General features: G+C 65.2%; 13 protein-coding genes and 1 pseudogene. 10 read left to right on the top strand and 4 right to left on the bottom strand.

All coding sequences use genetic code 11. From position 1 onward, the window contains the following. The first annotated feature begins 47 nt into the window (after positions 1–47). The 7 genes and pseudogenes from Mame_RS08290 to Mame_RS27265 form a co-directional block, all read left to right on the top strand. On the top strand, positions 48–1,607 hold the full coding sequence (locus tag Mame_RS08290; RefSeq protein WP_018066205.1) for a sugar ABC transporter ATP-binding protein: 1,560 nt from the start codon (positions 48–50) through the stop codon (positions 1,605–1,607). Beyond that, positions 1,604–3,661 (top strand): ABC transporter permease, encoded by a 2,058-nt coding sequence (locus Mame_RS08285; RefSeq protein WP_018066206.1) that lies wholly within the window; start codon positions 1,604–1,606, stop codon positions 3,659–3,661. Before Mame_RS08290 ends, Mame_RS08285 begins: the two co-directional genes overlap by 4 nt. An 11-nt stretch (positions 3,662–3,672) precedes the next feature. Then, complete coding sequence (locus tag Mame_RS08280) at positions 3,673–4,467, top strand: SDR family oxidoreductase (RefSeq protein WP_026173713.1); 795 nt, start codon at positions 3,673–3,675, stop codon at positions 4,465–4,467. Next, positions 4,467–5,408: a 3-hydroxyacyl-CoA dehydrogenase gene (locus Mame_RS08275; protein ID WP_018066208.1), complete on the top strand. Its 942-nt coding sequence runs from the start codon at positions 4,467–4,469 to the stop codon at positions 5,406–5,408. The genes Mame_RS08280 and Mame_RS08275 overlap by 1 nt, the downstream gene beginning before the upstream one ends. A 4-nt stretch (positions 5,409–5,412) precedes the next feature. Next, positions 5,413–6,339, top strand: coding sequence for a 3,5-dioxohexanoate:acetyl-CoA acetone transferase (gene kce / locus Mame_RS08270; protein WP_018066209.1), 927 nt, complete (start codon positions 5,413–5,415; stop codon positions 6,337–6,339). Between the two features lie 17 nt (positions 6,340–6,356). After that, a complete protein-coding gene (locus Mame_RS08265) occupies positions 6,357–7,235 on the top strand; it encodes an SMP-30/gluconolactonase/LRE family protein (protein ID WP_018066210.1) in 879 nt (292 codons plus the stop codon). Positions 7,236–7,339: 104 nt separating this feature from the next. Next, positions 7,340–7,555: pseudogene (locus Mame_RS27265) on the top strand (transposase); the annotation flags it as partial. A 376-nt stretch (positions 7,556–7,931) separates the two neighbouring features. Here Mame_RS27265 and pdxY read toward each other — a convergent pair. The 3 genes from pdxY to Mame_RS08245 are packed head-to-tail and all read right to left on the bottom strand — an operon-like array spanning position 7,932 to position 10,149. Further along, complete coding sequence (gene pdxY / locus Mame_RS08255) at positions 7,932–8,777, bottom strand: pyridoxal kinase (RefSeq protein WP_018066211.1); 846 nt, start codon at positions 8,775–8,777, stop codon at positions 7,932–7,934. Next, entirely contained in the window at positions 8,774–9,454 is a 681-nt protein-coding gene (locus Mame_RS08250; protein WP_026173714.1) for an MOSC domain-containing protein, read from the bottom strand. The genes pdxY and Mame_RS08250 overlap by 4 nt, the downstream gene beginning before the upstream one ends. Further along, a complete protein-coding gene (locus Mame_RS08245) occupies positions 9,451–10,149 on the bottom strand; it encodes a glutamine amidotransferase (protein WP_018066213.1) in 699 nt (232 codons plus the stop codon). The genes Mame_RS08250 and Mame_RS08245 overlap by 4 nt, the downstream gene beginning before the upstream one ends. A gap of 88 nt (positions 10,150–10,237) precedes the next feature. Here Mame_RS08245 and pdxR point away from each other — a divergent pair, with 88 nt between their 5' ends. The 3 genes from pdxR (at position 10,238) to Mame_RS08230 (ending at position 12,898) form a co-directional block, all read left to right on the top strand. After that, a complete protein-coding gene (gene pdxR, locus Mame_RS08240) occupies positions 10,238–11,662 on the top strand; it encodes a MocR-like pyridoxine biosynthesis transcription factor PdxR (protein ID WP_018066214.1) in 1,425 nt (474 codons plus the stop codon). Between the two features lie 175 nt (positions 11,663–11,837). Further along, positions 11,838–12,332 carry a cupin domain-containing protein gene (locus tag Mame_RS08235; RefSeq protein ID WP_018066215.1) on the top strand — a complete coding sequence of 165 codons (495 nt, stop codon included), beginning with the start codon at positions 11,838–11,840 and terminating at the stop codon, positions 12,330–12,332. Beyond that, positions 12,329–12,898, top strand: a complete 570-nt coding sequence (locus Mame_RS08230) for a YbhB/YbcL family Raf kinase inhibitor-like protein (protein ID WP_018066216.1) — start codon at positions 12,329–12,331, stop codon at positions 12,896–12,898. Before Mame_RS08235 ends, Mame_RS08230 begins: the two co-directional genes overlap by 4 nt. Positions 12,899–12,953: 55 nt before the next feature. On the opposite strand, the gene Mame_RS08225 is transcribed toward Mame_RS08230, so the two are convergent. Beyond that, positions 12,954–13,874, bottom strand: a complete 921-nt coding sequence (locus tag Mame_RS08225) for a LysR family transcriptional regulator (RefSeq protein ID WP_026173716.1) — start codon at positions 13,872–13,874, stop codon at positions 12,954–12,956. Positions 13,875–14,006: the final 132 nt, after the last annotated feature.

Raw genomic sequence — 14,006 nt, 5'->3', positions numbered from 1 at the left:
GGCGGCAGGTTGCCGCCGGACCCCTTCACAGCATTCTCGAGGACGCCATGTCATCCGCACCCGCTGTCGCGGTCTCCGGCCTGACCAAGGCCTACGGGCCAACCGTGGCCAATGACCAAGTCGAATTTTCCGTTGCCAAAGGCCGCGTTCATGCGTTGCTGGGCGAAAACGGCGCAGGAAAGTCGACCACGATGAAGCTGCTGTCGGGCCTCGTGCGGCCGGACGCCGGCAGCATCCGCATCGACGGGCGGGAGGTCGCGTTGCGCTCGCCGCGCGACGCCCATGCGGCGGGCGTGCAGACCGCCTTTCAGGAACTGACCCTGGTGCCCGACCTGACGGTGCTCGACAACATGCTTTTGCCGCGCGCGCCCTGGACGCCGCTCGGCACGCTGAACCGCGGCCGCACCCGCCGCGCCGTATCCGCCCATTTCGAAGCGCTGGATCTCGCCGTTGACCTTGATGCGCATGCCAGCGAACTGACCCTCGCTGTGCGCCAGAAAATCGAGATCGCCCGCACGCTCTATCGCAAGCCGCGGATCCTGTTGCTGGACGAACCGACCTCGGCCCTGTCGGGCAGCGACGTCGACTGGCTCGGGCGCATCATTGCAGATGCCGCGGCGCAGGAGATCACGGTGCTGTTCATCTCGCACCGCCTGCCCGAGGTTCGGGCTTTTTGCGACACGCTCACCATCCTGCGCAATGGCCGCTCGGTGCATTCGGCGAAGGTCGACGAGGTCACCGATAGCGAGGTGGTCGAAATGATCATCGGGCGTTCGGTCGAAAGCGCTTTTCCGCCACCGCGCCCCCCGCGCGACAGGAATGGCGAAACGCCGGCGCTGGCCACGCGCGCCCTTTCGGCCGGGCCGAAGCTCAAGGACGCCGACATCGCGTTGCACCGGGGCGAGATCCTGGGCATTGCCGGCCTTCAGGGCATGGGGCAGGAAGCGCTGTTCTCGGCGCTGTTCGGGCAGGAACACCTGCATGCAGGCCATATCGAACTGGATGGCGCTCCCCTGCACCTGCGCTCGCCCGCCGATGCGCTGCATCCATCCGTCGCCATTGGCCTTGTGCCCGAGGAACGCAAGACGCAGGGACTGTTTCTCAAGCTTTCCGGGCGGCAGAACGCCAGCCTGCCGGTTGTGGACCGTTTCCGTCGCGGCCCGCTGCTGGATGATGCCGCCGAGGCGCGCGCCGCCGCAGGCGCCTTTGCCGCCGTCGAGGTCGACGGACGTGCGCATTATCTGTCTGCCGGCGCATTTTCGGGCGGCAACCAGCAGAAGATCGTGCTGGCGAAATGGCTGGTGGCGCAAAGCCGCATCCTGCTGCTCTTCGATCCCACGCGCGGCATCGATGTTGGCACCAAGGAACAACTCTACGCGCTGTTGCGTGCCTATACCGATGCGGGCGGCTCCGTCCTGCTGCATTCAACCGAAATCCCCGAACTGGTGCATCTGTGCGACAGGGTCGGTGTGCTCTACGAGGGCCGCGTGAGCCGCTGGCTTGAAGGCGACAGCCTGACCGAGAACGCCATCCTGGAAGCGACGCTCGGGGGCAGCGATCCACTCCACATTTCAACGCCCCGCGACCGGCAGGAGATACCGGCATGACCGACCAGACTCTTGCCTCCACATCGCGTGCCGGCGGCCTGACAGCCCTGCGCAGCCTGAAACGCAGCCAGGCCGTCATTGTTGCCGCCCTTGTGTTTGCCGGCCTGATGCTGCTGAACAGCTTTCTCAGCCCGTACCCTCTGAGCTATTTCGATATTTCCTTTCTCGCCAGCGGCGGCGCCACGACCGCCATCGCCGCTGCCGGGCAGACGCTGGTGATCCTTTCCGGCGGGTTCGACCTTTCGGCGGGCGCCGTGGTGTCGCTGGTCAACGCGGTACTGGCAACCGCGATGGACCCGGTGAACATGGAGGCTTCCGTTCCGCTCTGGACCGCGATTGGCATCACCGTCGGCATGGGCGTCGGTGCGGTGAACGGGTTTTTCGTCGCCTTCATGCGCCTTCAGCCGATCGTGGTGACGCTGGCAGTCATGTTCATCGTCCAGGGGCTGACCCTGCTGATCATGGCGACACCCGGCGGTTTCGTCGCGCCGTCGATGGCAGCGGTCTATCTCGGCGACACCCTGCCCGGCCTGTTGCCTGCGCCGCTGACCCTGCTTGGCGTTCTGATCCTGGCGTGGCTCTGGCTCAAGCGCACGGCATTCGGCGTGGCGCTGTTTGCTGTGGGCAGCGATCCCGAGGCGGCGCGGGCGACGGGGCTCAGAACCCGCACCGTCACGTTCTTCACATACATACTTGCAGGCGGGCTCTACGGTCTGGCCGGAGTGTTCGTCAGCGCCCAGACGGGCAGCGGCGACCCGCTGGTCGGCAACGCGCTGCTGCTGCCAACCTTTGCCGCCGTTGTTATTGGCGGTACCCGGCTCGGTGGTGGCAAGGGCGGTATTCCCGGCACGATCCTCGGAGCCTATATCCTGATGATCGTTGTTAACCTGCTGCTGTCGCTCAACGTTTCTGCCTATTACGCGACCATTGCCGAAAGCGCTGTGTTGCTGGTTGCTGTGCTGGCGGGCTCGCTGAGCAAGGACAGCCCCCTTTCGCACCGCCTTGGCGAGCTGAAGGACGCGCTCGCCGCCCGCCGCAAGGGCTGGCTGGTATCGCAGCGTGCTACGGCGGACCACAGACTTGCTTTCACGCAACCTTCCGCAACCGCGCCGAAACTCACCTTCATGCAACGGTATGGCGCGACGCTGCGCCATGCGCTTCCAGCCTGGATATGCCTCGCGCTGGTGCTGATCGCGACGCAACTGATGCTCGGAGGCGTGTTCACAGGTTGGCGCTACTGGGACGCACTCCTGGTTCTGTCCAGCTTCCTCGCCATCCTGGCGCTGGGACAGGGCGCGGTGATCCTGACCGGTGGTCTCGATCTGTCGCTGCCATGGTGCATCGCGCTGTCGGGTGTGCTGATGACGGGGTTGGTCGGCGGCCAGGACGCAGGTCTTCTGGTCGCACTGCCGGTGGTGTTCGCGGTGGCGGCGCTGATCGGGCTGGCGAACGGGCTCGGCGTGGTGGCGCTGGGGCTTTCGCCGATCGTGGTCACGCTGGCGATGAACGGCATCCTGCAGGGCGCGGCGCTGATCTGGTCCGGCGGCACGCCGGCGGGCTTTGCCCCGCCCGCGCTGCGCTGGCTGATGACCGGGAAGGTCCTTGGCGTGACCCCGGTTATCCTGTTCATGATCGCCTTCGCTGCGCTGGCGATCATGCTTCTGGGACGTACCGTCTTCGGTCGCCACGTTTATGCCGTCGGCAATAGTGCGCTCGCCGCGCGTCTGTCGGGCGTGCGAAGCGGGCGGGTGATCGTCTCGGTCTACATACTGTCGGCGCTTTGCGCCGCGCTGGTGGGCATATTGCTTGCAGGCTTTTCCGGACAGGCGAGCCTGGGCATGGGCGACGACTATCTGCTGCCCTCGATCGCCGTCGTGGTGGTCGGCGGCGCGCTGATCACCGGAGGACGCGGGCATTACGCCGGCATGCTGGGCGGCGCGCTGCTGCTCACAGCGATGCAGACGCTGCTTGCGGGCACCGCACTGCCCTTTGCCTTCCGATCCGTATTCTTCGGTCTCGTCATCCTGATGGCCGTTATCGCCCTGCGCGAATGAAGGAGATTGCCATGAACGACACCCCCCGCATGATTTTGCCCGGCCTTTCCGGAAAACGCATCGCGATCAGCGCAGGCGCAGGCGGAATCGGCCTCTGCATCGCCCGCGAGCTCGCCCGCCAGGGCGCCCGGCTGGCGATCTGTGACGTGGATCCAGCAGCGCTGGAGGCTGCCGCCGCCGAACTTGGCGCCGAGGTCGCGATGCTGGCCGACGTCTCGGCCGAGGCCGAGGTCGCGGCATTCTTCAAGGCCATCGAGACCGGCATGAGCGGGCTCGATGCGCTGGTCAACAATGCCGGGATCGCCGGCCCGACCGGCGGCGTCGATACGATATCAACCGCCGACTGGCGACGCTGCATCGATATCTGCCTGACCGGGCAGTTCCTCTGCACCCATTATGCCGTGCCGATGCTGCGCGCGGCGGGCGGTGGGGCCATCGTCAATATGTCCTCCTCCGCAGGCAGGTTCGGCTACGCCTTTCGCACGCCCTACGCCTCGGCCAAGTGGGGCGTCGTGGGCTTCACCCAGAGCCTTGCCAAGGAGCTGGGTCCCGACAATATCCGGGCCAATGCCATCCTGCCCGGCATCGTCGCCGGGCCGCGCATCGAAAAGGTGATCGCCGCCCGCGCCGAGCAGACCGGCGTCAGCCACGAGGCGATGACCGAGCGCTACCTGTCCAACGTCTCGCTGCGGCGCATGACCCCGCCGGAGGATGTCGCCGATATGGCCGCCTTCCTGATCGCCGATACCGGACGCAACCTGTCGGGGCAGAGCTTCCCCGTCGACGGCAATGTGGAGACGCTGTGATGCCCGCCCCCGTCGCCTGCATCGGCGCCGGCCTGATCGGCCGCGCCTGGTCCATCGTCTTCGCCCGCGCCGGCCACGAGGTGCGGCTCTGGGACGAGAACGCCGAAGCGCCCCATGCCGCCCGCGCCTTTGCCGCAAAGATGTTGCCTGAGCTGGGCCGGCTTGGTCTTATCGATTGTGATCCCGAGGACGCGCTTGCGCGCATCCGCCCCGCCGCCACGCTCGAAGAAGCGCTGGACGGAGCGGAACACGTGCAGGAGAGCACATTCGAGGAAATCGGCGTGAAGCGCGCCATCTTCGCGCTGCTTGACGCGATCGCGGGGCCGGAAACCGTACTCGCCTCGTCGTCATCCGCCCTGCTGCCCTCGGCGATCTCCGAGGGGCTTGCGGGGCGTCACCGGGTCATGGTCAACCACCCGATCAATCCCGCCTATCTTGTCCCGGCGGCGGAGCTGGTGCCCGCGCCATGGACCGATCCGGCGCTGGTCGAGCGCACGGCGACCATGCTGCGCGACGCCGGGATGCGCCCCATCGTCATGCAAAAGGAGATCGATGGCTTCGTCATGAACCGGATGCAGGGTGCGCTGTTGCATGAGGCCTTCCGGCTGGTTGCCGACGGCTATGCCAGCGCGGAGGACATCGACATCGGCCTCAGCGAGGGACTTGCCCTGCGCTGGTCGTTCATCGGCCCGTTCGAGACGATCGACCTCAACGCCCCTAAGGGCGTGCGGCAATATGTCGAACGCTATGCCGGCATTTATGACGGCCTTTCCGAGCAGCGTCCCGCCGACTGGCGCGGGGCGGTGCTGGACCGCATCGAGGCAGAGCGCCGCGCCGCGCTCCCAGCAGAAAACATCGCCGACCGGCAAGCCTGGCGTGACCGGCGGCTCATGGCACTTGCCGCCCACAAACGGCGCGCCGCAGACGAAATCGGAGACTGAGACCATGCCTGACAAAGTGATCATTACCTGCGCCGTGACCGGCGCCATCCACACCCCGACCATGTCGCAATACCTGCCGATCACCCCCGACGAGATTGCCGAGGCCGCCATCGGGGCTGCCGAGGCGGGGGCCGCGATCCTGCACCTGCATGCGCGCGATCCGAAGACCGGCAAGCCCGATCAGTCGCCGGAAGCCTTCACGCCCTTTCTCGGCCGCATCAAGCAGTCGACCAACGCGGTCGTGAATATCACCACCGGCGGTTCGCCCTACATGACCGTGGACGAGCGCACCAAACCGGCCGCACGGTGGTCGCCCGAGGTCGCCTCGCTCAACATGGGGTCGATGAATTTCGGCTTCTTTCCGCTTTTGGCGAAATACAAGGAGTTCAAGCACGAATGGGAGCGCGAGCATCTGGAAGGCTCGCGCGACCTGGTGTTCCGCAACTCGTTCAAGGATATCGAATATGTGCTGGAGACCTGCTATGGCAACGGCACCCGCTTCGAGTTTGAATGCTACGACATCTCGCATCTCTACAACCTCGCCCATTTCGCCGATCGCGGGCTGGTGAAGCCGCCATTCTTCGTGCAGTCGGTGTTCGGGCTTCTGGGCGGCATCGGCACCCACCCGGAGGACGTGATGCACATGAAACGGACCGCCGACCGGCTGTTCGGCAGCGATTTCCGCTGGTCGGTGCTGGGCGCGGGCAAGGACCAGTTCCGCATCGCCGCGCAGGCGATCAGCATGGGCGGCAATATCCGCGTCGGGCTTGAGGACAGCATCTGGATTGCGCGCGGCAAGCTCGCGGAGAGCAACGCCCAGCAGGTCGTCAAGGCGCGCGCCCTCGTCGAGGGGTTGGGGCTCGAGATCGCCACGCCCGACGAGGCCCGCGCGATGCTCGCGCTCAAGGGCGGCGACGCGGTGAATTTCTGACAGGGAGGAAGACGGTTATGAAGATCGACATTCTGCTGGACGTGAAGACCACGCTGGGCGAAGGCCCGGTCTGGGACCTGGAGAGCCAGCGGCTCTATTTCATCGACTCGATGGACGGACGGGTATTCCGTTGCACCGCCGAAGGCACCGAGTTGCGCGCCTGGGACGTGCCGGGCAAGATCGGATCCATGGCGTTGCGCAAGGACGGCTCCGGCGCCATCGTGTCGCTGGACAAGGGCTTCCATCTGCTGGATTTCGAAAGCGGCGACTGCCAGTTGTTGCACGACCCCGAGCCGGGAATGGATACCACCCGTCTTAATGACGGCAAATGCGACCGTAGGGGACGGTTCTTCGCCGGCTCCATGGACATGATGGAAGAGGGCCCGAAAGGCGCGCTCTACCGTGTCGATCCGGATCTGAGCGTCACCAAGGTCGATGACGGCATCATCTGCTCGAACGGACCGTGTTTCTCGCCGGACGACAGAACCTTCTATTTCACCGACACCTGGACCGGCGAGGTCTGGGCCTATGACTACGATATCGAGACCGGCGCCGTTTCGAACCGGCGGACCTTTGCGAAGGTCGACACCGCGACCGGCGGCGCGGCGGATGGGGCAACCGTCGACGCCGAGGGCTATTACTGGCTGGCGCTGGTCTACGACGGACGGCTCTGCCGCTACGCTCCGGACGGCACGCTCGACCGCGAGATCGCAATGCCGGTGAAGAAGGTAACCAGTGTACAGTTCGGCGGGCCGAACCTCGATGTGCTCTATGTCACCTCGATGGCCAAGCCCCCGCTGCCGCGCTTTCCCGGCGACGGCGTTCTGCGCGGAAGTCTGTTCGCAATCACGGGGCTGGGGATAAAGGGACTTCCCGAACCACGCTTCGGCGGTTGACGGGCGGCGCCAAAGCGCAATGCAGCATATGGCGCTCTCCAGATGGGTCCAGAACAAGAGCAGTTCAAAATCCTGCGCTAGGTGTTTGATCCCAGAGTTTGACGGTGCGATGTTTTCCATGGAATGGAAGGAAGCACTATGGGCAGATACGTCACGGCAGCGCCACGACCACGCACGCAGTCCGAGCTGCAATACAGCGATCGCAAGCTTCGGCCGCGGAATTGAGCCGGACCTACGGGATCAATCCGAAAACAGTTCTCAAGTGGCGTAAGCGGGCAACGGTCGAGGACCTCAAAACCGGACCAAAGGCAACAACGTCCCCATAGGCAAAAGCCGAAGCCTGACGTTCCGAGAGCGGGCGCCGGAGCTAACCAGCCATCGCAACGACCAACCACTCGGCGACAAAGGCGGGTTTTTCCTCGTCTTCGATCTCGCCGGTCACCTCGAACACGACTTGACGGCGCTCTCCTCAACAGCCAAGCGCAGCTTCATTATCTCGCCGCAATCGGTGGCCTTCCCATCAGCCTGGTCTTCGTCAACCCGGCCCTACCGGAAAACACCGGCAACCACCTTCTCGGCGACGGCAAGCCGCGGGACACGATCCGAGCATGAGCATCCACCTTCAAGGACTCCTCTGTTCGATATTCAGCGCATCGAACATTGAAACCTTCTCGGTTCGGATGAAGACATCCCCATTCAAAGACCGAGTTTCAGAAGTTCGCTTCGGAATCCCGGTTCGCTGAGCACCACTTCCCCGGCGCCGAGGCCGCGGGCGTGGGCCAGCGCGCGCGACGTGAGGCGCTGCCCGGCCTCCACGCTTTGGGGCAGCGGCAATCCGCGCGCGAGCCCAGCGACGATCAGCCCGGCGAACAGATCGCCCGTTCCCGGCAGCGCCACCGGCAGGTGTTCCACTGGGTGTCGGCTTGCGCCGTCAGCGCCGAGAATGACGCTTTCGATGTGGTCGGCGGGCGTATCTTCCAGTAAACAGCCCGTCGCGATCAGATGGGCGCCGGGCGCAATACGGAGAAAGGCCCTGGCTTGCTCAAGGTCTGTCTTTGTCGCGATTTCCCGACCGGTCAGCCAGCTCAGTTCGAACGGGTTCGGCGTTGCGATGTCGGCCATCGGCAGCAGGCGGTCGCGCATGACGTCGGCAATGGCTTCGGGCACATAGAGGCCGGGGCCGGCATCGCCCATCACCGGGTCGCAGACATAGATGAGGCGCGGATTGACGGCCTTGGCCTCGGCCACGAAATCGGCGACCATCAGCGCCACGTCGAGCGAGCCGATATAGCCGGTCAGGATGAAATCCGCCCGCTCCGGCAGGCCGCGTTCGCGCGCGCCCTGCAGCAGGTCGGAGAAGAATTCCGGCGGCAGCGCCCGACCGCGCAGCGTCGGATAGTCGGGCGTGTTTGAAAAGATCACGGTCGGGATCGCCGCCACTTCCAGCCCCGCCGCCTGCATCGGAAACAGGGCCGCGGAATTGCCGACATGACCGAAGACAACCTGGCTCTGGATCGAAATCACGAAAGGCGGTGGGTTCATACTGTGCCGTCCAGTCTGTTGCGCCAGTCTTCCACCCGGCCGCTTGAAAGCCTCCGGACCGCGTATTTCCGCCAGCCTTCAGCCAGTACGTCGAGCGCTGCCATGCCCTTGAGCTCGTCGAGGTTCAGCCGGTCAACATAGAGCGCGCGCCAGAGCCGGTGCAAGGTCCATTCCGGCGCAACGCGGTCGACGAGCGCGAGCCGGTCCCCCGTCGCGACGACGCCCTGTTCCAGCACACGGTAATACCAGCCGGTGCGGCCGGTCTGTTGCACGCGGCGGGCCATGTCGGGCACCTCAAAACGATGATTGAGCTTCCAGCAGGGCTGCCGCCCCTGGGAGACCTGCACCAGCGCCGTGCCCAGCCGGAAGATGTCGCCGACGGCGACGGTATTCTCGGTCAGGCCGGATGCCGAGATATTCTCGCCGAACCCGCCGGGTGCGCCCAGCGCCGGCAGGTGGCCGAGCTCTTCGCGCCAGAGCGGGTAATGATCCAGCGGATAATGATGCACCGCCTTTTCGACGCCGCCATGGACCCGACGGTCGGCCTGTTCGTCGCCTTCGATCCCCTCGGGGCCGAGACGAAGCGGCCTGTCCGCCGGTGTCTTGAAAATGCCGCTCAGCGCTTCGCTTCCCGGCAACGACGTGGCGCGGCCGGTCAGGAGGGTAACCGCGCTCATGCCGGCAAGCCCCGCAGCCATGCCCGCAGCATGGATTGGCCGGCGCGCTTCAGAGACGGGCCATGGGTTTCGGCCTCGCGGCGCAGGCCGGTCGGGTCGACGTCAGCCCCGGCAAGTTCCACGCTGTGGCCGATGAGCCAGCGCTCGAAGGCGGGCAGTTCGCCGGCCTCGGGATGGAATTGCAGCCCCAGAATGGTTGGTCCCATGGCGAAGGCCTGGGTCGCGCAGGCCGCCGTGCTGGCGAGATTATCCGCACCATCCGGGATGTCGAAGGCTTCGCCGTGCCAGTGAATAACGGGCACATCGCTGAGATGGCGGAGCGGGCTGTGGATGCCGGGCTCCGTCAGCGACAGGGTGGAAAAGCCGATTTCCTTGCGCGGCATCGCGGCAACCCTTGCACCGAGCGCCGCCGCCATGAGCTGCGCGCCAAGGCAGATGCCGAGTGTCGGGCGACGGGCGGCAAGGCGCGGGACCAGCCAATCGCGCTCCGCCGTCATGGTGGGATAGGCATCGCCATCATTCACCCCGATCGGACCGCCGAGCACCACCACGAGATCGGGGTTGAGCGGATCCGGCAAGGCATCGATGCCAGCTTCGGCATGGATGAGCCGGTAGCCGTCTTCCTCGATCACCGGGCCGAAGCTGCCAAGGTCCTCGAAGGCGAGATGGCGCAGGATCAGGGCTGACTTCGACATGCGGGCCTCTTGCGTTTTTTCATTTCTCTCCCGAAAAATCGGCCTATATAAAAGAGCCAGTTATCGAAATTTGAATAGGCCGGTTGTGATGGCGCCCAAGCCGCTTGCCCTGGATATCGGAAAAGACGCGCCCGGGCCGCTGTTCCTGGCGATCGCCGGGGCGATTATCCGCGATATCGTGCGCGGCCGCCTGAAGCCGGGCGCGCGCCTGCCGGGTACGCGGGCACTGGCGCGCGAGATCGGCGTTCACCGCAATACGGTCGATGCCGCCTATCAGGAACTCACGACGCAGGGCTGGCTGCATGCCGAGCCAGCGCGGGGAACATTTGTCGCCGAGGACCTTCCCGACAGCATGGCGGAGCCGGTTTCGGTATCCGTTCCCCCGCAACCTTCGGCCGTTCGTCCGGCGCTTGCCTTCAGCGATGGCGCGCCCGATCCCAATCTCGTGCCGGACAAGGCATTGGCGCGCGCCTTCCGCCGCGCCTTGCTGTCGCCGGCCTTTCGCACCGGCGCGGATTATGGCGATGCCCGCGGCACCTCGGTTCTGCGTCACGCGCTTTCCTCCTACCTCGCCCTGGATCGCGGCGTGGTGGCCGATCCGGCGCGGTTGCTGATCACGCGCGGCAGCCAGATGGCGCTGTTTCTGGCGGCAAGGGCGGTGGTGAAGCCCGGTCAAGCGATTGCCGTGGAAGATCCCGGCTATCCGTTGGCCTGGGAGGCCTTCAGGGCTTCGGGCGCTTCCGTGCGCGGCATTCCTGTCGATGCGGGCGGGCTGTCGGTCGCGGCCCTCGAGGCGGCAATTGAAAACGATCCGCGCATCGCTGCCGTCTATGTCACGCCCCATCATCAGTATCCGACGACGGTGACCATGGGCGCGGCGCGGCGGCTACAGCTACTGGATCTGGTCGAGCGTCACGGCATCACGCTGATCGAGGACGACTACGACCACGAATACCGGTTCGAGGGACGTCCGGTCCTGCCGCTTGCGGCCCGTGCTCCCGCGGGCCTGCCTCTGATCTATGTGGGGTCGCTCTCCAAACTGCTCTCGCCCGGCATTCGTCTCGGCTATGCGGTGGCCTCGGAGCCTCTGCTTTGCCGCATGGCGACCGCGCGCGCGGCGATCGACCGGCAGGGCGATGCGCCGCTCGAGGCCGCGCTGGCGGATCTGATCCGCGACGGCGATCTCGGTCGTCACGCGCGCAAGGCGCGCCGCATTTATCGCGCCCGTCGCGATGTCCTGGCAACGGCGCTGTCTGCGCATCTTGGCGAGCGGGTCGCCTTCGACAGCCCCGCTGGCGGGTTGGCCCTGTGGCTGCGGTGCGCGGACGTTTCAGCCGAAACCTGGACGGAGCGCGCCGGCGCGGCCGGACTTGCGCTTCTGCCCGGAACCCGTTTCGCGCTGGAGCGCCCAGCCCCGCAAGCCTTTCGGCTCGGCTATGCGGCGCTGGACGAGGCTCAGATCGCCCGCGCAGTGGAAATCCTCGCCCGAAGCCTGCCCGGTTCCCCAGCCTGAAACGCGAGCCAGGCATGCCTCGGTGAGGAGGGATCGACAACGCGCTGTCACAGCCCGGCGATGATCAGGCATGTCGAATGAGCATCCCTCCACATGGCATGAGAAGCGCTCATTTGTGCTCGTCTACGTTTGCTGGCCTTTTCGCTGAAAGATCGAAACCAGTCAGGCCATAGCAATGCTTCCACTCGTAACCCTTCGGGCGCTGGCGCTCCAGACACAATCCCATGGCGAGGCCTATGAAGCCCGGCTGGCGGCTGTGGCGGGCCCGCTCGGCGCGAAACATCTCGGCGCTCGCTATGTCGAGATTTCTCCGGGCAAGAAGGCCTGGCCCTTTCATTGCCACCACGCAAATGACGAGCTCTTTGTCATTCTGGCGGGGACCGGTGTGTTGCGATATGGCGAGGAAGAACATGGGGTGAGCGCTGGTGATGTCGTCGTTTGCCCCGCCGGCGGCGTTGAAACAGCGCATCAATTGCGGGCGGGAGGCTCCGAACCGCTTTGCTATCTGGCGATCAGCACGATGAATGAGCCCGACGTCCTGGAATATCCCGATAGCGGCAAGGTGGCGGTTTTTGCTGGCTCCGCACCGGGTGGTGAGAAAGCGGCCCGACGCCTGGAACTGACCGTGAGGAAAAATGCCGCAATCGGCTACTGGGAGGGGGAAGAATGAAGCTGCGACCAAACAAGGGACATGCGCTTGCCTCCAACCCTGCTTGCCGGGCGCTGACGCTTCTCGCCTTCGCTGCCCTGCTGCCCACATCAGCGCTTGCGATGGAGCTGACCAGTCCATCCTTTGATGATGGCGGCAGGATTCCGGACCGTCATGCATTGCGCGGACTGGGATGCCTTGGCCAGAACGTCTCGCCCGCCCTCGACTGGAGGGACGCGCCGGAGGCGACGAAGAGCTTTGCCGTGACCATGTTCGATCCCGACGCGCCGACCGGAAGCGGCTGGTGGCACTGGGTGCTGGTCAACATTCCCGCCGATGCGACCGGTCTGGCCGAAGGGGCGCGGCCGGGAACGGCGATCGCCACGAGGACGGATTTCGGCATGGCCGGTTATGGCGGCCCCTGCCCGCCGGTCGGCGCTGAACCGCATCGCTACGTCATCACCGTCTACGCGCTCGACGTCGACAACCTGCCGCTGGACAGCCTGTCCTCGGGCGCGATGGCAAGCTTCATGATCAATAGCCATTTGCTCGATAAGGCAAGTATCACGGGGTATTTCGGGCGCTGAAAGCACTGCTAAGACGCCGCAAGGAAGGCCGCTCCGCCGCGCTCGTCCGGTTCGGTCAGGGGCTGGGCAAGGGCTGAGCTGTCTTCGCGGCCTCCGCCAGCATCCAGGTCCTGACATTCCTGATGCGGCGGTCGCGCTCAAGGGCCGGCGGATAGCAGAGATAATAGCCGGCGTTCACCGGAACCTGGTGCGGCATGATCGGGCAGAGCCTCTCGGCGGCTATGTCGCAGGCGGCAATTTCGATGCCCGCGAAGGTTATTCCCGCGCCGTCAATCGCGGCCTTGAGGCCGAGGCCCGAAGAGTCGACGATTGTGATTGCCGCAGGTCGGGCCGGGCCGCCCGGCAGCGTCTCGTTCCACCGCTCGAAGTCCTTGCGCCGGTGCTGGGACAGAAACAGGTTGGTCCGCGAGATGGCCTTGCGAATATCGATTTCGTCATGCGTTTGCCAGTCGGCGGGGCGGCCCAGCAGCGTGACGTTTTCATCGAACAGGCGCTCGGAGAGAACCCCAGCCCATTGCCCGGAACCATGGCGCACCGAGGCATCCGCGACGCCGGCGCCGAGATCGACGGCCGTTTGGGTCGTAGAGATCAAGAGTTCGAAACCGGATCGCGCAAATGGATAGGACGCCATCCGCGGCGACAGCCAATGGACCGCGAATGTCGGCAGCATGGAAAGGCGCAAGGGACCGAGCTTGCGCTCCTGCTTCACCGCCCCGACGGCCTGGATGATCCGCGTGAAGCCGATGGTGAGATCCGGAGACAGTTGCCGTCCGGTCTCCGTCAGCTCCAGGCGCGGCCCGACGCGGCGCATCAGTTCCACCCCGAGCAGATCCTCGAGGATCCTGAGTTGATGACTGACGGCGGAGGGCGTCACGCCGATTTCCTCGGCCGCATCTTTGATCGACATGTGGCGCGCGGCTACTTCGAAAGCGCGCAGGGCGTTCAGTGGCACGGATAATCGCAGTGTTTCGGTCATGGCGCGCTCGCTCTCGTATTTCTCGTCACTGCCAGATTCCGCCGTATTTCAAAGCGTCCTCCATATCGTTCTTCTTCGGAGCAAAACATTTCTCGCGATTGCCGATAGTATTTGATGTTACCCTTTGTGCAA

Origin of the sequence: Martelella mediterranea DSM 17316 (genome assembly GCF_002043005.1) — a bacterium.
Taxonomy (GTDB): domain Bacteria; phylum Pseudomonadota; class Alphaproteobacteria; order Rhizobiales; family Rhizobiaceae; genus Martelella; species Martelella mediterranea.
The sequence above is the reverse complement of the archived record's forward strand: the minus strand, read 5'-3'. Positions and strand labels throughout refer to the sequence as shown.